The sequence below is a fragment of the Thioalkalivibrio sp. AKL7 genome (genome assembly GCF_000381705.1).
In the GTDB taxonomy this organism is placed as follows: domain Bacteria; phylum Pseudomonadota; class Gammaproteobacteria; order Ectothiorhodospirales; family Ectothiorhodospiraceae; genus Thioalkalivibrio; species Thioalkalivibrio versutus.
The window spans coordinates 113,010-133,082 of record NZ_KB906948.1 but is presented as its reverse complement, the minus strand read 5'-3'; the positions used below and the strand labels follow the sequence as shown (position 1 = coordinate 133,082).

Annotated in this window: 20 protein-coding genes; 11 read left to right on the top strand and 9 right to left on the bottom strand. The window is 66.7% G+C overall.

All coding sequences use genetic code 11. The features are described from left to right. Nucleotides 1-13 precede the first annotated feature (13 nt). Nucleotides 14-1,303 carry a phosphoribosylamine--glycine ligase gene (gene purD, locus G315_RS0103485; protein WP_018144735.1) on the top strand — a complete coding sequence of 430 codons (1,290 nt, stop codon included), beginning with the start codon at nt 14-16 and terminating at the stop codon, nt 1,301-1,303. A 42-nt stretch (nt 1,304-1,345) separates the two neighbouring features. Then, nucleotides 1,346-3,832 (top strand): glycogen/starch/alpha-glucan phosphorylase, encoded by a 2,487-nt coding sequence (locus tag G315_RS0103480; protein WP_018144736.1) that lies wholly within the window; start codon nt 1,346-1,348, stop codon nt 3,830-3,832. 15 nt (nt 3,833-3,847) lie between these two features. Here the strand turns inward: G315_RS0103480 and cysQ are convergent, their stop codons facing one another. From cysQ to G315_RS0103465, 3 genes are all read right to left on the bottom strand, one after another. Continuing rightward, nucleotides 3,848-4,681 carry a 3'(2'),5'-bisphosphate nucleotidase CysQ gene (gene cysQ / locus G315_RS0103475; protein WP_026182045.1) on the bottom strand — a complete coding sequence of 278 codons (834 nt, stop codon included), beginning with the start codon at nt 4,679-4,681 and terminating at the stop codon, nt 3,848-3,850. Between the two features lie 51 nt (nt 4,682-4,732). Continuing rightward, nucleotides 4,733-5,278 (bottom strand): ADP compounds hydrolase NudE, encoded by a 546-nt coding sequence (gene nudE, locus G315_RS0103470; protein ID WP_018144738.1) that lies wholly within the window; start codon nt 5,276-5,278, stop codon nt 4,733-4,735. Between the two features lie 193 nt (nt 5,279-5,471). Then, nucleotides 5,472-6,185 (bottom strand): hypothetical protein, encoded by a 714-nt coding sequence (locus G315_RS0103465; protein WP_026338817.1) that lies wholly within the window; start codon nt 6,183-6,185, stop codon nt 5,472-5,474. Between the two features lie 32 nt (nt 6,186-6,217). On the opposite strand from G315_RS0103465, the gene G315_RS0103460 reads away from it, so the two are divergent. Continuing rightward, a complete protein-coding gene (locus G315_RS0103460) occupies nt 6,218-6,955 on the top strand; it encodes an HAD family hydrolase (protein ID WP_019611932.1) in 738 nt (245 codons plus the stop codon). Here G315_RS0103460 and G315_RS0103455 read toward each other — a convergent pair. Both G315_RS0103455 and G315_RS0103450 read right to left on the bottom strand, forming a co-directional pair. Beyond that, entirely contained in the window at nt 6,948-7,187 is a 240-nt protein-coding gene (locus G315_RS0103455; protein WP_018144741.1) for a hypothetical protein, read from the bottom strand. The two genes, G315_RS0103460 and G315_RS0103455, sit on opposite strands and share 8 nt — an antisense overlap. Next, a complete protein-coding gene (locus tag G315_RS0103450) occupies nt 7,184-7,825 on the bottom strand; it encodes a 7-cyano-7-deazaguanine synthase (protein WP_018938314.1) in 642 nt (213 codons plus the stop codon). The genes G315_RS0103455 and G315_RS0103450 overlap by 4 nt, the downstream gene beginning before the upstream one ends. Before the next feature lie 43 nt (nt 7,826-7,868). Between G315_RS0103450 and G315_RS0103445 the strand changes: the two genes are divergently transcribed. Together G315_RS0103445 and G315_RS0103440 are read left to right on the top strand one after the other, a co-directional pair. Continuing rightward, nucleotides 7,869-8,330 carry a TerB family tellurite resistance protein gene (locus G315_RS0103445; protein ID WP_018938315.1) on the top strand — a complete coding sequence of 154 codons (462 nt, stop codon included), beginning with the start codon at nt 7,869-7,871 and terminating at the stop codon, nt 8,328-8,330. A 311-nt stretch (nt 8,331-8,641) separates the two neighbouring features. Beyond that, nucleotides 8,642-9,304 carry a sulfite exporter TauE/SafE family protein gene (locus G315_RS0103440; protein ID WP_018938316.1) on the top strand — a complete coding sequence of 221 codons (663 nt, stop codon included), beginning with the start codon at nt 8,642-8,644 and terminating at the stop codon, nt 9,302-9,304. Nucleotides 9,305-9,353: 49 nt separating this feature from the next. Here G315_RS0103440 and G315_RS0103435 read toward each other — a convergent pair whose 3' ends face one another. The 4 genes from G315_RS0103435 to ppsA form a co-directional block, all read right to left on the bottom strand. Further along, nucleotides 9,354-9,806 carry a DUF4426 domain-containing protein gene (locus G315_RS0103435; protein WP_018144745.1) on the bottom strand — a complete coding sequence of 151 codons (453 nt, stop codon included), beginning with the start codon at nt 9,804-9,806 and terminating at the stop codon, nt 9,354-9,356. A gap of 137 nt (nt 9,807-9,943) precedes the next feature. Beyond that, complete coding sequence (locus G315_RS0103430) at nt 9,944-10,504, bottom strand: YggT family protein (RefSeq protein WP_019568473.1); 561 nt, start codon at nt 10,502-10,504, stop codon at nt 9,944-9,946. Between the two features lie 232 nt (nt 10,505-10,736). Then, nucleotides 10,737-11,567, bottom strand: a complete 831-nt coding sequence (locus G315_RS0103425) for a pyruvate, water dikinase regulatory protein (RefSeq protein ID WP_018938318.1) — start codon at nt 11,565-11,567, stop codon at nt 10,737-10,739. Continuing rightward, nucleotides 11,560-13,932 carry a phosphoenolpyruvate synthase gene (gene ppsA, locus G315_RS0103420; RefSeq protein WP_019611931.1) on the bottom strand — a complete coding sequence of 791 codons (2,373 nt, stop codon included), beginning with the start codon at nt 13,930-13,932 and terminating at the stop codon, nt 11,560-11,562. The genes G315_RS0103425 and ppsA overlap by 8 nt, the downstream gene beginning before the upstream one ends. A 175-nt stretch (nt 13,933-14,107) precedes the next feature. Here ppsA and G315_RS0103415 point away from each other — a divergent pair, with 175 nt between their 5' ends. From G315_RS0103415 to G315_RS0103390, 6 genes are all read left to right on the top strand, one after another. After that, on the top strand, nt 14,108-14,602 hold the full coding sequence (locus G315_RS0103415) for an ATP-dependent zinc protease (RefSeq protein ID WP_051076217.1): 495 nt from the start codon (nt 14,108-14,110) through the stop codon (nt 14,600-14,602). Then, complete coding sequence (locus G315_RS0103410) at nt 14,599-16,134, top strand: inactive transglutaminase family protein (protein WP_018938321.1); 1,536 nt, start codon at nt 14,599-14,601, stop codon at nt 16,132-16,134. The genes G315_RS0103415 and G315_RS0103410 overlap by 4 nt, the downstream gene beginning before the upstream one ends. Continuing rightward, nucleotides 16,134-17,162, top strand: coding sequence for an alpha-L-glutamate ligase-like protein (locus G315_RS0103405; RefSeq protein WP_019611930.1), 1,029 nt, complete (start codon nt 16,134-16,136; stop codon nt 17,160-17,162). The genes G315_RS0103410 and G315_RS0103405 overlap by 1 nt, the downstream gene beginning before the upstream one ends. Before the next feature lie 49 nt (nt 17,163-17,211). Beyond that, nucleotides 17,212-17,694: a transcriptional repressor gene (locus G315_RS0103400; RefSeq protein WP_018144752.1), complete on the top strand. Its 483-nt coding sequence runs from the start codon at nt 17,212-17,214 to the stop codon at nt 17,692-17,694. 334 nt (nt 17,695-18,028) lie between these two features. Then, nucleotides 18,029-18,532 carry a DNA-deoxyinosine glycosylase gene (locus G315_RS0103395; RefSeq protein ID WP_051080782.1) on the top strand — a complete coding sequence of 168 codons (504 nt, stop codon included), beginning with the start codon at nt 18,029-18,031 and terminating at the stop codon, nt 18,530-18,532. Nucleotides 18,533-18,680: 148 nt separating this feature from the next. Next, a complete protein-coding gene (locus G315_RS0103390) occupies nt 18,681-20,000 on the top strand; it encodes a TonB-dependent receptor (RefSeq protein ID WP_019611928.1) in 1,320 nt (439 codons plus the stop codon). Nucleotides 20,001-20,073: the final 73 nt, after the last annotated feature.

Sequence of the window (20,073 nt, the reverse complement as noted above, 5' to 3'; positions counted from 1 at the left end):
TCCGGGGCATTCCATGAACGTACTGGTAATCGGCAACGGCGGCCGCGAACACGCCCTGGCGTGGAAGCTGGCGCAGTCCCCGCGCATCGAGCGCGTCCTGGTGGCCCCCGGGAACGCCGGGACCGCGCGCGAGGCAAAGTGCGAGAACGTCGACATCGGCGTCACCGACATCGACGCGCTGCTGGCCCTGGCCGAGCGCGAGGCAGTGGCCTTTACGGTCGTCGGCCCGGAGGCCCCGCTGGTCGCCGGTGTAGTGGATGCGTTCCGCGCCGCCGGCCGGCGCTGCTTCGGCCCCACCGCGAAGGCGGCGCAGCTAGAGGGCTCGAAGAGCTTCGCCAAGGACTTCATGCAACGCCACGGCATCCCGACCGCCGCCTACGGCAGCTTCGAGGACGAGACCGCAGCGCTTGAGTTCATCGCCACCCACGGCGCACCCATCGTGGTCAAGGCCGACGGCCTGGCCGCCGGCAAGGGCGTCATCCTGGCGCAGACCGAAGACGAGGCGCGCGCCGCAGTACACGACATGCTGGCCGGCAATGCCTTTGGCGAGGCCGGGAACCGGGTGGTCATCGAGGAATTCCTGCGCGGCGAGGAGGCCAGTTTTATCTGCATGGTGGATGGCGAGCATGTCCTGCCGCTGGCCTCCTCGCAGGACCACAAGGCACGCGACAACGGCGACCAGGGCCCGAACACCGGCGGGATGGGGGCCTACTCGCCCGCCCCGGTGGTGACAAATGCCCTGCACGCGCGCATCCTGCGCGAGGTTATCGAGCCGACCGTGCAGGGCATGGCCGCCGATGGCGAACGCTACACCGGCTTTCTCTATGCCGGCGTGATGGTCGACGCCGCGGGCAACCCGAAGGTGCTGGAGTTCAACTGCCGCTTCGGCGACCCCGAGACCCAGCCGATCCTGAGTCGCCTGGACTCCGACCTCGGCGAACTGGTCGAGGCCGCGCTGGAAGGGCGCCTGGACCAGGTCCGGGCCGAGTGGGATGCGCGCGTGGCACTGGGCGTGGTCCTCGCCGCCGGCGGCTACCCTGGAACCTACCGCAAGGGCGACGCCATCACCGGCCTGGAGGCCGTGGAACGCGATCCCGATGCCCACGTGTTCCACGCCGGGACCGCACAGGGCGAAGACGGAACGATCGTCACCGCCGGGGGCCGCGTGCTGTGCGTGGTCGGTCTCGGCGAGGACGTGAAGGCCGCGCAGAAAAAGGCCTACGCGGCCGTACAACAGATTCATTTCGACGATATATACTGCCGAACAGATATCGGCTATCGCGCCGTCGCCCGGGAGGGATAACCCCAGGCAACGGCGCGTCTACCCCTCCTGGAGAACCACCCGATGGCCGCCCCCGAAGTCACGCACCTGCCCAACCTCCCCAACGACGCGGAGGGCCTGCGGCAATCGATCCGCGATGCCGTGGTCCGCGTGGTGGGGGAAGACCCGCGCGAAGCCACCGAACGCGACTGGATGGAGGCTCTCGCCTTCGCCATCCGTGAACGCATGGTGGAGCGGCGCCTGCTGACCCGCCGGCAATTCGCCGACGAGGACGTCAAGCGCGTCTACTACCTGTCGCTGGAATACCTGATCGGGCGCATGCTCGAGGCCAACCTGCGCAACATGGGCATCCTCGAGCCGGCACGCCAGGCGATGGCGGACCTCGGCGTGAACCTGGATACCATCCTCGACCTGGAAGACGACGCCGCCCTCGGCAATGGCGGCCTCGGGCGCCTGGCCGCCTGCATCCTCGAGTCGCTGGCGACCCAGGGCTACCCCGGCTACGGCTACGGCATCCGCTATGAATTCGGGATGTTCCGGCAGGAGTTCGAGCCCTACCAACAGGTCGAGCACCCGGACAACTGGCTGCGCTACGGCAACCCCTGGGAATTCCCGCGCTCGGATCGCAAATTCCCGATCCACTTCTACGGCTACGTGGTCGAGCATCATGGCCCCGACGGCTCCACTCGTTACACCTGGGAGGACGGCGAGGAAGTCCTGGCCATGGCCTACGACTACCCGACGGCGGGCTACGGCCGGCGCAACGTGAACAATCTGCGGCTGTGGGCGGCCAAGGCCACCCGCGACTTCGACCTGCGCTACTTCAACGAGGGCGATTACATCCGCGCCGTCTCGGACAAGGCCGAGTCGGAGACCATCTCGATGGTTCTGTACCCCAACGACACCACCGCGGTCGGCAAGGAACTGCGGCTGAAACAGGAGTATTTCTTCGTCTCCGCTTCGCTGCAGGACATCCTGGAGCGCCATCTGGCACTCGGCTACAGCCTCGATGAAGTGCCCGACAAGATTGCGATCCAGCTCAACGACACCCACCCGGCGATCGCCGTGGCGGAACTGATGCGCCTGCTGGTGGACCACCATGAACAGTCCTGGGACCACGCCTGGGACCTGAGCCGGCGCACCTTCGCCTACACCAACCACACCCTGATGCCCGAGGCCCTCGAGACCTGGCAGGTGGAGTTGATGGAGCGCGTGCTGCCACGGCACATGGGGATCATCTACCGTATCAACCAGGATTTCCTGGAAGAGGTCCGTCACCGCTACCCCGGGGACAATGACCGCCTGACCCGGCTGTCCATCATCGACGAGGACCATGGCCGCCGCGTGCGCATGGCCCACCTGGCCGTGGTCGGCTCGCACCACGTCAACGGCGTGGCCGCGCTGCATACCCAGCTGTTGCAGGAGACCCTGTTCGAGGACTTCTACGCCCTGTGGCCGGAGCGCTTCGTCAATGTCACCAACGGCGTGACCCCGCGCCTGTGGATGATCCAGTCCAACCCCGCGCTCACCGAACTGCTGGGCCAGCGCATCGGCAACGACTGGCAGTACAACCTGGACCGTCTGCGCGCGCTGGAGCCCTACGCCCAGGATCCCGAACTGCAAAAGGCGTTCATGGACGTGAAGCGCGCCAACAAGCAGCGCCTGACCGACCTGGTCCGCGAGCGCACCGGCGTGGAGTTGAACCCGGACGTGATGTTCGACGTGCAGATCAAGCGCATCCACGAATACAAGCGTCAATTGCTGAAGCTCCTGCACGTGGTGGATCTCTACCGGCGCATCCGTGCCGGCGAGGACGTCCCGCCGCGCGTGGTCCTGTTCGGCGGCAAGGCCGCACCCGGCTATGCCCGCGCCAAGGGCATCATCCAGGTGATCAACGAGGTGGCCGACATCGTGAACCACGATCCGGTCGTGGGCGACCGCCTGAAGTGCGTGTTCTTCCCCAACTACGAGGTCAGTTCCGCCAGCATCATCATCCCGGCGGCCGATGTCTCCGAACAGATTTCCACCGCCGGTTTCGAGGCCTCCGGCACCGGCAACATGAAGCTGGCGCTGAACGGCGCCCTGACCATCGGCACGCTGGACGGCGCCAACATCGAGATCCGCGACGCGGTGGGCGAGGAGTCCATCTTCATCTTCGGCATGACTGCCGACGAGGTGGTCGAGCATCGCCGCAACGGCCCGAGCCCCGAGGCCATCCTGGCGCAGCAGCCCAACCTGGCCGCCGCGGTGGAGATGATCGAATCGGGGTTCTTTACCTGCGACGACCCGGGGACCCATGGCGACCTTGGGCGCTACCTGCGCCACGAGGACCCGTTCTTCGTCATCGCCGACTATCCGGCCTACGCCGCGGCCTGCGACCGGGCGGATGCCCTGTACGCCGACCGTACCGCATGGGCCGAGGCAGCCATCCTGAATGTCGCGCGCATGGGGTACTTCTCCATCGACCGCACGGTGCGCGACTACGCCGACCGGATCTGGGATATCACGCCGGAGCCGGTGGCCCCGTCGCGGACCAACGGCGCCGCCTGACACGGAGCGCGGGACTCAGGCGTCGGGAAGCCCCAGGCGGCGCAACCAGCCGTCGGGGTTGCCCGCGCACACCAGGAATTCCGGGTTCAGCAGGCTTTCGCGCGTGTTGTAGCGCAGCTCCTGCCCGTGGAGATCCGTCACCCGTCCGCCCGCGGCCCGGACCACGGCGTGCGCCGCGCCGGTATCCCACTCGCTGGTGGGCCCCAGACGCGGATAGATGTCGGCGGCTCCCTCGGCCACCAGGCACAGCTTCATCGAGCTGCCCATGCTGACCAGGTCGTGGGGACCCAGACGGTCGAGGGCGACCTTGAGTCGCTCCGCCCCGTGCGAACGGCTGCCCGCCACCAATGGGTGATCGGTGCCAATACGGTCGCGCGCCACTGCGATTTCCCGCGGGGGCTGATCCTCATCACGGCGAATGGCCACGCCATCGCGATGACCGGCGTACAGGCGCTTGAGCACCGGGCACCAGACGACGCCCAGCACCGGCTCGTGGTCGTGGATCAGGGCCACGTTCACGGTAAATTCGCCGCTGCGCTTGACGAACTCGCGGGTGCCGTCGAGGGGATCGATCAACCAGTAGGTCTGCCACTGGCGACGGCGCTCGAAAGGCACGTCCTGCCCCTCCTCCGACAACACGGGCCAGTCGGGGTCGATGTCGGCCAGCCCATGGGCAAGGATCCGGTGGGCAGCCAGATCGGCCTCGGTGAGCGGCGAATGATCGGCCTTTTCGGTGACCGCAAAGCGCGTCTCGTAGAGTTCGAGGATCGCGTGGCCGGCCTGGTCGGCCAGCGCAGCCACCTCGTGCATCAGGGCAGTAAGAGCCGAATCCTTCGGCGGAGCATGCATGGGGAACTCCCGTTTTCCCGGAACGTTCCGCCTAGCTTGGCAGGGTTGCGCTCAGGCGTCGAGGTAATCGCGCACCATGTACAGCGCGGCGATGGAGCGCGCCTCGGTCAGGTCTTCCCGGGCGACCAGCTCGGTCAGCCGGTCCAGCGACCAGGGGACCACCTCGAGCGCCTCCGGCTCGTCGCCTTCCGCGGCCTGCGGATACAGGTCCTCGGCCAGCACCAGATGGGTCTGGTGGGCCATGTAGCCGGGTGCCACGGTCAGCGCGCCCAGGTGGGTCAGGCGATGCCCGGCGTGGCCGACCTCCTCCATGATCTCGCGGTTGGCGGCAGTCAGGATGTCCTCGCCCGCCTCCATCCGTCCCTTGGGCAGACCCAGCTCGTAGCGGTGGGTGCCGGCGGCATACTCGCGGATCAACAGGACGGTCCGGTCGGTCTGCACCGGGGCGATGATCACCGCCCCGTGGCCGCGACTGACCAGACGCTCGAAACAGGTGCGCGCGCCATTGCTGAATTCGAGATCCAGCTCCTCCACCTCGAACAGGCGGCTGCTGGCGACCGTACGCCGCCCCTGGACATCCGGCTTGTCTCGGCTCATGCGCCCTCCGGGAGAGATGTAGGGAAACGCTGATTAATGTACACGCTCGCGTTGGCACCCCACGGGGGTCGGCCGCTTTTTTGCGCGCATGACGTTGCGGCTCACCTGTAGCAAAGGGACTACACGGCGGTCACCGCACCTTGTTCGCACGCAAACGCGTCGAGCGCGAGCGGGTAAATGCGTCAGCGCTTCCCTAATGGCTGTTGCGTAGCCGCACCAGGGTGCGCAGTTCGCCCTCGAACAGGGTGTCGAACATGAAGCCGTGATCGGAGGTGGCCACCTCGAACCCGTCCTGGTCGGCCGGCTCGGTCTCCGCCAGGCGCAGGTCGAGATCGCCCCAGCTCACGGCCATGGTGACGCGCATCGGGAAGTAGCCATTCAGGAAGCGGCGCACGAACGGGCCGTTCTCCAGGCGATAGACGCCGTCCCCCTCGTCCTCGACGATCTTCATGCGCGCGGTCACGCAGACCTCGGCGTCCCGCTGCACCCCGCGCAGGTCCACGCGATCGCCCTCGGCACGCGCGGATTCGATATTGCGGGTGGACTCGACCTGGAGCTCGTCGATTCTGGCTTCATTGTACACAATGACCATGCGCCGAATGGCCGCCACATCATTGTGGCACTGGCGCAGATCGGCCCAGCCGTCCTCCAGCGAGGACTGCGTGATGCGGATCTGGTTCTGGTGGTGATGCGGAGTCCGGTCCGGCTCCTCCAGCAGGAAGGTCAGCTCCGGACTGGTGGTCTGGGTCTGGTCCGGGGAGACCGTCTCGCCCCACAGGCTGTCGTCCTCCAGCGGGTCGTAGTCCGGGTCGCCGGGGTCCATTCCCTGCACCGCCAGCGGCAGCGCCATCAGCGCAAGGAGCAGGGGCGCGGGAAGGAACCGCGATTGGGGTATCATGGGGGCCATCGTCGTCACCCTCTTTCGTGTAGCCGTTAGCTGTGGACCTGCAAAACCCCGAAAAAAATCCGCGCCCGCCGGCGGCCCGCGCGGCGATCGCCTGGGATCGCATCGACACTGTGCTGTTCGACATGGACGGGACGCTGCTGGATCTGCATTTCGACAATCGCTTCTGGCGTGAACTGATCCCGCAGGAATACATCCGCTGCCAACCGGATGACCCGGAATGCGCGCGCCGCCGCCTGGAGGACGAGATGCAGCGGGTGCGCGGCAAGCTGGAGTGGTACTGCGTGGATCACTGGACCCGCTTTACCGGTCTGGACATCCTCGGCCTGAAACGCGAACTGGCCCACCACATCGCCCTGAAACCGCATGCCGAGCAAGTCCTGGGTGCCCTGCAAAGGGCCGGGCGGCGGCGGGTGCTGGTCACCAACGCCCACCCGCAGGTCTACGCCTTCAAGCACCGCCTCACCCGCATTGGCGACCGCCTGGATACCATTGTCTCCGCCCACGACCTCGATTGCGCCAAGGAAGACGGCAGCTTCTGGGAACGCCTGCAGCGGGTCGCACCGTACGCTCCGGAACGTACGCTGCTGGTGGACGACAACCTGCTGGCGCTGGCCAGCGCCGCCGGAGCAGGGATCGCCGAACTGCGGGGCATGCGCTACCCGGACGAGCGCGGCGAGCCCATGCACTCGGGGGACTTCGAACTGCTGGAATCGCTCGCGGACCTGTTGCCCGGCCTGAGCGACCCGGGAGGCGTGGCGGCTGCTACTTGACCGGTGTCGGCAGGTTGCGGATCAAGTCCAGTCGGATCTGCACCGTACGGCCCTCGCATTCCCCGTCGAGCCAGTGGCACCCGTCCGCCTCGCGCACCTCGCGCGGGGTCACCTTGCCCCACCAGGCCTGGCTGGAATTGGGCTCGACCCAGTTCAGCTGCAGGGTCTCACCGGTAAGGATGGCGATCTCCAGACGCTCGGAGACATGACGGGGAATGGCGGGATCGGTCATCGGGGGGCTTCGCGGTAGTCGGTCGGGTCGGGGATGCCGGCCGCGGCGAACGCGGCACGCCGGGCCTGACACTGCGGGCAACGCCCGCACTGCCGCGATTGTGCCAGAAGGCAGCTCCAGGTGTGGCGCCAGTCGATCCCCAGCGGGTCGGTGGCGGCAATGATCTCGGCTTTGCTCCGGTCGATCAGCGGGGCCTCGACCTGCAGGCCGGACACCAGACCTGCGGCCAGCTCCGAGACCTGCTGCACGAACCCCGGTTGCGAACCCGGACCATGCCCCTGATCCTCGCGGTTCAGCGCCAGCAGGATGCGTGCCGCGCCGTGGTGCTCGGCCAGGTTGACCGCCAGGGCCAGCACCAACAGATTGCGCTGGGGCAGCGGCACGTGTCCGACCCAGTCGTTGCGACGGGTGAAGGCCGTGCGCAGGGACTGGAGATCCAGCGCGATGGGGGCACAACCGTAGACCGCCGACAGATGCTCCACCGCGGTCCATTCGCGCGCGGCATTACGCTGGCCGTAGTCGACCCACACGGCACGCAACGAGCGGCCGGCGGCATGCTCCTGCGCCAGCAAGGCGCTGCTCTCGATGCCGCCGGAGAGCAGGAGAAGATCGGGGGATTCGGGCCGGGCGGGTTCCATTCGGGCACCATACCGCACAGCGCAAGACCACGGAGACCCTGAATTGATCGAACAACTACGCAGCCACTGGCAGCGCCTGCTGGGCGCCGAACGCAGCGACCGCCCCGAGGGCGCCCCCGAGGAGCGCCTGCAACGCGCCGCGGCGGCGCTGATCATGGAGGTCTGCCGGGCCGACTTTGATCTGCACGCCGAGGAACTGGAGTCCGTGCGCGCCAGCCTGATCGAACTGTTCCGGCTGGACAGTGATACCGCCGATGCGATGCTGGAGATTGCCCAGGAGGACAGCGACGAACTGATCTCCATCCACCCCATGGTGCGCGAAGTGAACGCATCCTTTGATGCCGGGCAGAAGACCGACATCATGCGCGCCCTGTGGCGTGCCGCCTGGGCCAACCGCGACCTCAACAAGCGCCAGGAAGCGGTAATCCGGCACCTCGCAGACCTGCTCTACATCCCGCACGCGACCTTCATCCGCACCAAGCACGAGGTCCTAGGGAAACACTGATTCATGTACACGCTCGCGTTGGCACCCCAGGTTCTTCGAGACAAGGCGCGTCGTGCGGCGGGTAGTCGTTCTACCCGCAAGCGGCGCAACGCCGTATCGGGGAACCTGGGGTGCCAACCCCACAAACCATTCAATGCAGGGGCTCGGCCGCTTTTGCGCGCGCACAGCGTTGCGGTTCCCTTGTGCAGAATGACTGCACGGCGGTCACCGCGCCTTGTTCGCACGCAAAAGCGACTCGAGCGCGAGCGTATACATGAAGCAGTGTTTCCCTGGGCGATGCGGCCGACCCTCGCTGACCGAGGCGCTTTCTGATGAGTGATCCGGGTACCCTGCTGGCGGCCCTGGCCGTGGGCATCCTCGGTGGCGTGCACTGTCTGGGGATGTGCGGCGGCATCGTCGGCGCGATCTCCATGGGCCACGGCCGCCGCGGACCCGGGCTCGATCTCCTGCTGGCCTATAACCTCGGGCGCATGGCGAGTTACGTGGTCGCCGGCGCGCTGGCGGGATGGCTGGGGGCCAGCCTGCTCGGCGGCCTGCCCGCCGGGCAGGCGATCCTCCAGGGCATCGCCGCCGTCTTCCTGATCCTGCTCGGGCTCTATCTCGGGGGCTGGTGGCCGGTCCTGGCCCGTCTGGAAAAGGCCGGTGGCGTACTGTGGCGCCGCATCGAACCGCTGGGCCGGCGTTTCCTGCCAGTGCGCCATGCCGGTCAGGCGCTGATGGTTGGCGGGCTGTGGGGCTGGCTGCCCTGCGGCCTGGTGTACAGCGTGCTGGCCTGGTCGCTCAGTGCCGGCGGCGCGCTGGAAGGGGCCGCCCTGATGGGCGCCTTCGCCCTGGGGACGCTGCCGAATCTGCTGCTGATGGGGGTGTTCGCCGCGCGCCTGGCGGCCTTCGTGCGCCGCCCCTGGGTCCGCCGGATCGCCGGCGGCGGGGTCGCACTGTACGGCGCATGGATGCTGCTAGGCCTGGTGCTTTGATGCCCCGCCCGAACGAGCGGGGCATCGTTCGCAGGCCCCGCGGCGGGGCTCAGTCGGCGTAAAAGTCGCGGGTGAAACGGATCGGCAGCGTGCGGTCGCTGTCCGCCGGGGTAATGTCGATCTGGAACTCGAGCGTTTCCCCGCCACGCACCGTCACCTCGGAGAGGTGATAGATGGCATCACCGTCCTGAATCTCGCGGAAGCGCAGACTGCGCATCTGGTCATTCATGTTGGTGGCCGAACCACTGACTTCCGCGGAAACCGCCTGCAAGCCGTTGTCGCCCCGCTCCATCACGCTGATGTTGACCATGGCCCGGTTGGAACTGCGCCGCACGTCATAGGCCCGCGCGACCTCCGGGGACAGGAAGGTGGTGTTGATCACGTTGTAGTAGACGACGTAATTGTCGAATTCCGCCTCGTTGGCGGATGCGATCGAGCTTCCGAGAGCAACCGCCGCCAATGCGACGAGAAAGCCGGTGATGACCCGATGCACTCTTGCCATGACTGACTCCTGTTCCGTTTGAGAAACGGGGACCTGGCGGCGGCATTGCCACAGGGGCCCCTCGTCCCGAGTCTAGCCCGTTTTGCACCCGAACTGGCAAGGCCGCCCCGCGCATTTCGCCCGGGCGTCGATCTACCTCAAAAAGAGCGCACGATAATCAGCAAGATATAAAGCCCAACCAGGGCGATCATTGGCGAAAAATCGATCGCGCCGGTATTCGGCAGGGCCCGGCGCAGAGGGCCGAGGATGGGGCGGTTCACCGCTCCCGCCAGCCGCATGATGGGGTTGTTGGCGGAACCGCCCCCCGCCTGAAGCCAGCTCATCACCACCTCGGCAATAAGCGCGATGATGAAGACCCAGATCACCGTGGTCAGCAATTCCCGGATTGCCACGGCCAGGATAATCCCGACCCCGGCATCCACACCCACAATCAGCACGCGCAACCAGATTTCGATGAACTTGAGCACGATCATCAGCACGATCGCGGCCAGATCCACCCGCCCGACCGAGGGGATCACGGGCCGCAACACCCGCAACGGCGGGTCGGTCAGCATCACGATGGTCTGCGAGATCGGGTTGTAGTAATCGGCCCGCACCAGGCCGAAGATCGTCCTCAAAATCAACAGGATGATATAAATCCCGAAGACAACGCCAACGAGGAAGATGGCGATCTCTTGTCCGGTTCCGGTGGCGGGCATGCAGACTCCTTGCGATGCAGCGAGTTAACCGCGCCCATTCTCCGGCAAGCCCGGCGGGATGCCAAGCGAGGGAGACGCGGATCCAGTCGCCCGTACGCGCTCGACTCGATTCTGTTCGGTGACAAGGCGCGGCAAGTGAGGTGTAGGCAAGCTACATAAACGAGCCGCAACGCGCTCCGTGGGCGCCAACGCGGACGAGCGAATGAAGCAGTGTCTCCCAGGGAGACACTGCTCAAACGCCGCGGCGGGCATCCATGCAGTCGCGCACCCGGGTCGCGATTTCCTCGATCGACAGCTCGGTCACATCCAGATGCGGGATCTGCCAGCTGTCGAGGAACTCCTGGATCGCCGCACACTCGGCCCGGCACTGGGCCAGACTGGCATAACGGCTGTCGGGCCGTCGGCCCTCGCGGATCTGCGCGAGCCGCTGCGGGGTGATCGTGAGCCCCACCAGGCGCCCACCCAGGCCGCGCAGCCCTTCCGGCATGTGCGGGATGTCGCCCTGGCGCAGGTCCTCCGGGACCAGCGGGTAGTTCGCCGCGAACAGCCCGTAGTTCATGGCCAGATAGAGGCTGGTCGGCGTCTTGCCGGAACGCGAGGCACCCAGCAACACCACGTCGGCCACCGACAGGTCCTGCACGGCCAACCCATCGTCGTGCGCCAGGGTGTAGTTGAGCGCTTCGATGCGCCGGTCATAGCGGCTGACGTCACCCATGCCGTGGGCGCGCCCGGAGACCGACTGCGCCGTCGCTCCCAGCAGATTCTCCAGCCGCTCGAGCTGCTCGCCGAAGACGTCGATCACCGGCACCGAGCTCTGGCGAAGATCGGCCCGCAGATCGGCATTGGCCAGGGTGGCCACCACCAGGGCGGGCTGCGGCCCGGCCTCGACCCGGGCGAACACGGCGGCCAGGCGCCCGGGCGTCTGCACGAAGGGCAGGCGGTGCCAGGCGGGGTCGACATCCGGAAACTGAGTGAACAGCGAGCGCGCCAGGGTCTCCGCGGTGATCCCGGTGCCATCCGAGACCAGGTAGACCTGCGGGCACTGGGCGACGGAATCAGCCATCATCCGGCCCCCCGACCTTGGCCAGCTGCTCCCAGGTGGACAACAGCGAATCGGGGTTCAGCGACAGCGAATCGATGCCCTCGTTCATTAGCCAGACCGCCAGCTCCGGATAGTCGGAAGGGGCCTGCCCGCAGATCCCGACGTACTTGTCGGCGCGACGGGCAGCACGGATCGCCATGCTCAAGAGCGCCTTCACCGCATCGTTGCGTTCGTCGAAGGAATCCGCCACCAACCCGGAGTCGCGGTCGACCCCCAGGGTCAGCTGGGTCAGGTCGTTGGACCCGATGGAGAAGCCGTCGAAATGCTCGAGGAAGCGCGCCGCCAGCAGGGCATTCGACGGGATCTCGCACATCATCACGATCTTCAGGCCCTGTTCGCCGCGGCGCAGGCCCTCCTCGCCCAGCACCCGGATCACGTCCTCGGCCTCGGCGAGGGTGCGCACGAACGGGACCATGATCTGCACGTTGTCCAGGCCCATCTCGTCGCGGACCCGGCGCAAAGCCTCGCACTCCATCGCGAACGCCGGACGAAAACTCTCCGAGCGATAGCGCGAGGCCCCGCGAAAGCCGAGCATGGGGTTCTCTTCGTGCGGCTCGTAGCCAGCACCGCCGATCAGATGGGCGTACTCGTTGGACTTGAAGTCCGACAGGCGCACGATCACCGGTTCCGGCGCGAAGGCCGCCGCCAGCGTCGCGATACCCTCGGACAGCTTGCGCACGAAGAACTCGCGCGGGCCATCATCAAAGCCACGCAGGTGCTCGGCGATACGCTCCTGTACCTCGGGCTCCAGGCGATTCGGGTCCTCGGCATAGTCCAGCAGCGCCAGCGGGTGCACGCCGATGGTGCCGTTGATGATGAACTCCAGCCGCGCCAGACCGATCCCCGCGTGTGGCAGCTGCGAGAAGGCGTAGGCCCGCCCGGGGTTGGCCACATTCAGCATCAGCTTGACTGGCAGCTCCGGCAGTTCGCCGATCTCGGTCTTCTTGACCGCGTAGTCGAGTCTGCCGGGGTACACATGCCCGTCGTCGCCCTCCGCACAGGAGACCGTCGCCTCCATCCCGTCGCTCAGCACCTCGGTTGCGTTACCGCAACCGACCACCGCCGGTATGCCCATCTCGCGGGCAATGATCGCCGCGTGGCAGGTACGTCCGCCGCGGTTGGTCACGATCGCAGCGGAGCGCTTCATTACCGGCTCCCAGTCGGGATCGGTCATGTCCGCGACCAGAATGTCGCCCTCTTCCATGGTGTGCATCGCATCCGGCGAATCCAGCACGCGCACGATACCGGCCCCCACCTTCGAGCCGATTGCACGGCCGGTCACCACCGGCTCGGCGTCGTGCGGCGCCAGTTCGTAGCGCTCGCCCGCACCCAGCTCGACCCGGCTTTCCACCGTCTCCGGCCGCGCCTGCACGATGAACAGCTCGCCGGTCTCGCCATCCTGCGCCCATTCGATGTCCATCGGCCGTCCGTAGTGCTGCTCGATGGCAACCGCATAGCGGCCCAGCTGCTCGGCATCGGCATCCGAGAGGCAGAAGCGGTGGCGCAGGTCCGTCGGGGTGTCCTCGGTGCGGGTACCGTCCTCCGTGAGCACCATGCGCACGGCCTTGGTGCCCAGGGCACGGCCAATGATGGCGCGTTTTCCGGCCGCCAGCGCCGGCTTGTAGACCTGATACTCGTCGGGGTTCACGGCACCCTGCACGACCGTCTCGCCCAAGCCCCAGGCCCCGGTGATGAACACCGCATCGCGGAAGCCGCTCTCGGTATCCAGGGTAAAGATCACGCCACTGGCGCCGACGTCGGAGCGCACCATGCGCTGGATGCCGGCCGACAGCGCGACCTCGTCATGGGCAAAGCCGTTGTGCACGCGGTAGGCGATGGCGCGGTCGTTGTAGAGACTGGCGAAGCACTCGCGCAGCCGCTGCAGCAGGGCATCAATGCCGCGCACGTTGAGGAAGGTCTCCTGCTGCCCGGCGAACGAGGCCTCGGGCAGGTCCTCGGCGGTGGCCGAGGAACGCACCGCCACCGGCACGTCATCGCCCAGTTGCGCGTAGTGCTCGCGCACCGCCTGTTCCAGTTCGGCCGGCAGGTCGGCCTGCTCGACCCAGCCCCGCACCTCGCGCCCGGCCGCGCGCAGCGCCTCGATGTCGCCGATATCGAGGTCCGCCAGGCGGGCCTTGATCTGCGCGTCCAGCCCGTCCTTCGCCAGCAAGGCGCGATAGGCATCCGCGGTCGTGGCAAATCCGCCCGGCACGCGCACCCCGGCGGCGCCCAGCTGACCCAGCAGCTCGCCCAGCGAGGCATTCTTGCCACCCACCCGGGCAACATCGTTCATGGTCAAATTGGCGAGATCGACTACCCAGCGCATGGCAACTCCTGGACTCCGGGGGAACAGTGATCGGCGTTTACCCGGCTTTGTGACCCCCTTAACGGAGGACGGGAACTGTGATCAGCTAGACTTCACTATTTTGTAACCTTCAGGAGACTGCGTGACTGCCCCAGCCACCCGTCGTTCCAGCTTAACCGAATCCATCCTGCTGACCATGCTGCTTGGCCTGGCGGTCCAGACGCAATCCGCCGCGGCCCACGAGTCGGGGGCCTCCTTGGCCATCCTCGGTGTCGTGGAGAACGTCCTGATCGTCGAGGAAGGTGTTGCGCTGGAGGCGCGCATGGATACCGGCGCCACCTCCTCCTCGCTGAACGCGCTGAACAAGGAGCGCTTCGAGAGGGACGGCGAGGACTGGATCCGCTTCGAGATCATCGATCCGGAAGACGAGGATGCACGCATCACCCTGGAGCGACCCATCGAGCGCATCGTGCGCATTCGCAGGCACAGCGGAGACTCGCAGGAGCGTCCGGTGGTGCGAATGGAGTTCTGCATCGGGGACCAGCTCCTGACCGCCGACACCAGCCTGATCGACCGCACGGCCCTGACCTACCAGGCCCTGATCGGGCGCAGCCACATGGCCGGACACATCCTGGTGGACTCCGGGGAGGAACATCTGCGCGCACCCAATTGCGCGGCGGATGACCAGTGAGACGCTTCCACCTGCCGATCCTGATCGTACTGCTGAGTGCGATCGGACTCGGGGTCTTCGCCTACAAGGTCAGCGCGCTGGGGATGCCCCTGCAGCCGGACGCCACCGCCGAGACCTGGCAGGTGGAGGCCCGCGTGCGCTTTCAGGCCACCGGCGAGGCCACCACGGTGCAGCTTCGAATCCCACACCGCCTGCCGAATTTCTCCATCCTGGACGAAGGCTTCGTATCCCGCGGCTACGGCCTGAACACCGTCCTTCAGACGGAGGACCGCCTGGCCCAGTGGACAACCCGTCAGCCGCGCGGCGAACAGGTGCTGTACTACCGCGCCACGCTCTACCGTGACGGAGACGACCGCTCGGAATCCGACTACCCGGGGCCAGTGGCCGTGCCCGACTGGACCGAACCCTTCCGTTCGGCCGCCGAGGCGCTGATCGATGACGTCCGCGGACGCTCCTCGGACATCCAGAGTTTTGCCTCGGTACTGGTCAATGACCTCGCCAATGCCGCACCGGCTTCCAATGCGGCCGTGTTTATCGAGAGCGACGACAATCGCGCCCGCCGGGCCGAGACCCTGATCGAGCTGCTGGCCACCGCGCGCATCCCGGCCCGGCAGGTGACCGCCCTGCGCCTGGTCGACGGGCGCCGCGACATCGAGCCGCAGACCTGGCTCGAGGTTCACAACACGCGGCGCTGGGTGCCCATCGACCCGGAGAATGGCGAAATCGAGTACCCCGCCGACGTGGCCGTTTGGTCGCACGGCGACGCCCCGCTCCTGGAGATATCCAACGGCGAGAACGCGGAGGTGCGCTTTGCGGTGGCCCGCGGGGTGCAGGATGCCCTGGCGACCATCCAGCGCTTCGGCGACACCCTGGACAGTCGCTTCCTCGACTTCTCCACCCTGAACCTGCCGCTGGGCACACAGAACACCTACCGGGTGCTGCTGATGGTGCCGCTGGGCGCGATGATCATCGTATTCCTGCGCAACGTGATCGGCGTGCAGACCTTCGGCACCTTCATGCCAGTTCTGATCGCGCTGTCCTTCCGCGAGACCCAGCTGCTGGCCGGGATCATCCTGTTCACGCTGATCGTGTCGTTGGGTCTCGTGGTGCGCTTCTACCTCGAGCACCTCAGACTGCTACTGGTCCCGCGCCTGGCGGCAGTGGTCAGCGTGGTCATCATGCTCATGCTCGGCATCAGCATCTTGTCGCACCAGCTCGGCTTCGAACGCGCCCTGGCGCTGTCACTGTTCCCGATGGTCATCCTCGCCATGACCATCGAGCGCATGTCGGTGGTCTGGGAAGAACACGGCCCCGCCGATGCCATCACCCAGGGAATTGGCAGCCTGGCCGTCGCGGCCGCGGCCTACGGGCTGATGGCCAACCGCCAGCTGGAACACCTGTTGTTCGTGTTCCCGGAATTGCTGCTGGTCCTGCTGGCCATGACCCTGCTGCTGGGACGCTACACCGGCTACAGGCTCAGCGAGCTGTTCCGCTTCGGACGCATCCAGGATGCGATGCGGAGGACCGACTAATGCCGACCTGGCTGCCGCGCTTCGTGCGCCCGAAACTGTTGAAGGAACAGGGCATCGTCGGCATGAACGCCCGCAATGCCCGCTATATAGCCGCCTGGAACGCACGGCGATTCTACCCGCGGGTGGATGACAAGCTGCAGACCAAACAACTCGCCCTGGATGCCGGGCTCTCGGTGCCGGATCTGTACGGCGTCGTACGCACCCTGCGCCAGATTCGCGACGTGCGGAAGCAGCTGCGGAACTATGAAAACGGCTTCGTCATCAAGCCGGCCCACGGCGCGGCCGGCGACGGCATTCTGGTGATCGACGGCTGGCGCGGCGATCGGCCTCGTCGGGCCGGTGGCCGCGCCATGGAGCTGAGCGAACTGGACGATCACATCGCCAACGTCCTCTCGGGCATGTACAGCCTGGGTGGCCGACCGGATGCCGCCATGATCGAGCAGCGGGTGCGCTTCTCCTCGATCTTCGATGAGGTCTCGCATCAGGGCGTGCCGGATATCCGCACCGTGGTCTATCGCGGCTACCCGGTGATGGCGATGATGCGCCTGCCAACCCAGGACTCCGACGGCAAGGCCAATCTGCACCAGGGTGCCGTGGGAACCGGCATTGACCTCGGCTCCGGCCGCACCATCGGCGGCGTGCGCTACAACCGGCCCTGCCGCGAGCACCCCGACAGCGAAAAGAGCATTGTCGGTCTGCAAATCCCCGGTTGGGACCAGCTGATGGAACTGGCCGCCGGCTGCTTTGAGCTGAGCCAACTCGGCTACCTGGGGGTGGACGTGGTGATCGATGCCGACCGCGGGCCGCTGATCCTGGAACTCAACGCCCGGCCCGGGCTCGCCATCCAGATTGCCAACGGCGAAGGCCTGGACCACCGCATCCTCGCGGTGGATGCACACATGGTGGCCCGCGACATCGAGCCGGCCGCCGAACGCGCCCGGTGGTCCGCCGAGGTCTTCGCGCGCCCCGAGGCGACCCATCCAACCGAGCCCGACACCGAAACCACCCGCGCCGCCGAACCCGCCTGATCACCGAGGCGGTTACGGGCACCGTGATCGTTTGGGCTATCCTAGGCGCATGACTGCCGCCGCCGAGACCAAGACGCCGGACATCGAACAGGCCCTGGCCGACGCCGAACGCGTCTGCGCCACCCGTGGTGCACGCCTGACCGAGCAGCGCCGGCGCATCCTGGAGCAGATCCTGCGCACCGAGGGCGTCATCAAGGCGTACGACCTGATCCACGCGCTGTCCTCCGATGACCACAGCATCAAGCCGCCAACCGTGTACCGCACCCTGGCCTTTCTGCTGGAACAGGGCCTGATCCACCGTATCGAGAGCCTCAACGGCTTCGTCGCCTGCTCGCACCCCGGCGAGCGCCACGAGTCGGCCCTGATGATCTGCGACGGCTGCGGCCAGATCACCGAGTTCCACACCCCGGAGCCGGCCAGCCAGGCGCTGGAGCACGAGGCCGAGGCCCAGGACTTCGCCATCGACTCGCGCATGGTGGAGCTGCATGGCCAGTGCGGGGACTGCCGCCGGGGTCAGCAGGACCGCGCCTGACGCCGCGCGTCTGCACAGCCCACCCTGAACCCCGCCCTCCAATGACCGCCGTCGCACCGTCCCCAGGGAAACACTGATTAATGTACGCACTCGCGTTGGTACCCCAGGTTTTCCGAGACAAGGCGCGGTGCGCAGCCGGTAGTGGTTCTACCGGCAAGGGCCGCAACGCAGGATCGGGGAACCTGGGGTGCCAACCCCACAAATCATTGAATGCAGGGGCTCGGCCGCTTTTGCGTGGGAACGGCGTTGCGGTTCCCTTGTGCAGAATGACTGCACGGCAGTCACCGCGCCTTGTTCGCACGCAAAAGTGACTCGAGCGCGAGTGCGTACATTAATCAGTGTTTCCCTTGAGGCGTTCCCGCCCATCCTGCGTGCGGACACCCGCCTGATCGTGCTGGGCAGCTTTCCCGGCGTCGCGTCGCTGGAGGCCCGGGCCTACTACGCCCACCCGCGCAACCAGTTCTGGCCGATTGTCGGGCAGATCCTGGGCGCCCCCTTCCCGGAAATGGATTACCCCGAGCGCATCGAGCGCCTGCTCGACCACGGCGTGGGCCTCTGGGACGTCTACGGGGCCTGCTCGCGCGAGGGGAGCCTGGACAGCGCCATCCGCGCCCCGGTCCCCAACGATCTCGCCCGCCTGACCCGCGAGGCCCCGGGCCTGCGCGTGATCGTCCACAACGGCGCCGAGAGCGCGCGGCGCATCCGCGAGACCCGCGCCCTGGGCGTCGAGGCCCTGCGCCTGCCCTCCACCAGCCCCGCCAACGCCCGCCTCAGCCTGACCGAGAAGCTGGAACCCTGGCGCAACGCCTTCGCCCTCGCTGGCCTTCCACGCGACTGACCGGCACCGCACCGGCTCGCAAGATTAGGGTTGAATCGCGAATTGTTATTGTATAACGTTTATTAGCGTTTCGTTACGCTATAACAGTCCATTTCCGTTGATTGGCACTGCCCAGAACAGCAGACTGCCGCGCAACCAGGAGCCCAAAATGCCTCGCACTCCGTACTCCCGCCCGGTCCTCGCCGGCCTGACCGCCCTGACCCTCGCCGCCCCCGGAGCCGCTGCGGCGCAATGGACCGCCAGTGACGACAACTCGTCCTGGGGCCTGGATGTGTCCCTGATTCTCGAGGGCGTCTACTACAACGAGCTTTCGCACGGTAACGATTCGCCCGCCGGCTTCAGCGATGGCCACGACCACGGTCATGACCATGGCCATGACCACGATCATGGCTTCGACGACGGCTTCAACATGGGACATTCCGAGCTCGCACTGAACGCGCAACTGGGCGACCTGTTCGACGGCGTCCTGATTCTGGGCTTTGACGACAGCGATATCGAGGTCGAGGAGGCCTACCTGACCACCCGTGCCCTGCCCGGCGGTTTCCAGGTCAAGGCCGGTAAATTCCTGTCCGACATCGGCTACATCAACAGCCGCCACGGGCACGACTGGGACTTCGTCGACCGCCCGCTGGTCAATGAATACCTGTTCGGTGACCATGGCCTGCAGGAAACCGGCGTACAGGCCACCTGGCTCGCCCCTACCGAAACCTACACCCAACTAGGGGTGGAACTACTGCAGGGCGAGACCAGCGGGATCGCCAACTACGAGGGCAGCCAGTCGGCGCTGAACGGTCAGGAGCGCATCCTGCGCGACCGCTCCGGGCCACGCCTGGTCACCGCCTTTGCCAAGATCGGACCGGATCTCGGTCCGGACCACGCCGCGCAGTTCGGCATCTCCGGTGGCTACGCCCGCAGCTATCAGGTGACCGACGAGCACTCGACGCGCTTCGAGGACTGGGACGGCAGCGCCTGGTTCGCCGGTCTGGATGCGGTCTACAAGTACAGTGCCGGCCGCGCCTACGGCCATGGCGACTGGCGCCTGCAGGGCGAGTACTTCTACCGCGAGATCGACGTCGACCGCCGCGACGTCGAATTCACTGACGTCGATCGCGATGGCGACCCTACGGGCCGCAATGTCGGCGATGTGCGTAACGTTCAGTCTTTCAAGAACAAGCAGGACGGTATCTACGTCCAGGGCGTCTACGGCTTCGCCCCGCGCTGGGAGGCCGGCCTGCGCGCCGAAGCCCTGGGTCTGAGCAACGACGTCGGCCGCGGCGACGGCGAGTCCTTCGGTGCCTCCTATCGCCACTCCGCCCAGGTGACCTTCCGCCCGGTGGAGCCGGTGTTCCTCCGGGCTCAGTTGTCGCAGAACGACTTCATCGATGACGACGGCCATCGCGACCGTGGCCTGGAGTTCATGCTGCAGCTGAACGTGGCCCTCGGCGCCCACGGCGCCCACCGCTTCTGATCCGTATTGCCTTGTTCAGGGTCGGCAGGACCGTTGATGCCCTGCCGACCCCATCCGTATCCCGTTATCACCA

Bases quoted from the DNA above. Each gene is read 5' to 3' on its own strand.
- G315_RS0103450 (WP_018938314.1), bottom strand. From the start codon at position 7,825: ATGGAACCCGCCCGGCCCGAATCCCCCGATCTTCTCCTGCTCTCCGGC.
- G315_RS0103390 (WP_019611928.1), top strand. From the start codon at position 18,681: ATGCCTCGCACTCCGTACTCCCGCCCGGTCCTCGCCGGCCTGACCGCC.
- ppsA (WP_019611931.1), bottom strand. From the start codon at position 13,932: ATGCGCTGGGTAGTCGATCTCGCCAATTTGACCATGAACGATGTTGCC.
- nudE (WP_018144738.1), bottom strand. From the start codon at position 5,278: ATGAGCCGAGACAAGCCGGATGTCCAGGGGCGGCGTACGGTCGCCAGC.
- G315_RS0103465 (WP_026338817.1), bottom strand. From the start codon at position 6,185: ATGGCCCCCATGATACCCCAATCGCGGTTCCTTCCCGCGCCCCTGCTC.
- G315_RS0103435 (WP_018144745.1), bottom strand. From the start codon at position 9,806: ATGGCAAGAGTGCATCGGGTCATCACCGGCTTTCTCGTCGCATTGGCG.
- G315_RS0103405 (WP_019611930.1), top strand. From the start codon at position 16,134: ATGCCGACCTGGCTGCCGCGCTTCGTGCGCCCGAAACTGTTGAAGGAA.
- G315_RS0103415 (WP_051076217.1), top strand. From the start codon at position 14,108: ATGCTGCTTGGCCTGGCGGTCCAGACGCAATCCGCCGCGGCCCACGAG.
- G315_RS0103425 (WP_018938318.1), bottom strand. From the start codon at position 11,567: ATGGCTGATTCCGTCGCCCAGTGCCCGCAGGTCTACCTGGTCTCGGAT.
- G315_RS0103440 (WP_018938316.1), top strand. From the start codon at position 8,642: ATGAGTGATCCGGGTACCCTGCTGGCGGCCCTGGCCGTGGGCATCCTC.
- purD (WP_018144735.1), top strand. From the start codon at position 14: ATGAACGTACTGGTAATCGGCAACGGCGGCCGCGAACACGCCCTGGCG.
- G315_RS0103455 (WP_018144741.1), bottom strand. From the start codon at position 7,187: ATGACCGATCCCGCCATTCCCCGTCATGTCTCCGAGCGTCTGGAGATC.
- G315_RS0103400 (WP_018144752.1), top strand. From the start codon at position 17,212: ATGACTGCCGCCGCCGAGACCAAGACGCCGGACATCGAACAGGCCCTG.
- cysQ (WP_026182045.1), bottom strand. From the start codon at position 4,681: ATGCATGCTCCGCCGAAGGATTCGGCTCTTACTGCCCTGATGCACGAG.
- G315_RS0103430 (WP_019568473.1), bottom strand. From the start codon at position 10,504: ATGCCCGCCACCGGAACCGGACAAGAGATCGCCATCTTCCTCGTTGGC.
- G315_RS0103480 (WP_018144736.1), top strand. From the start codon at position 1,346: ATGGCCGCCCCCGAAGTCACGCACCTGCCCAACCTCCCCAACGACGCG.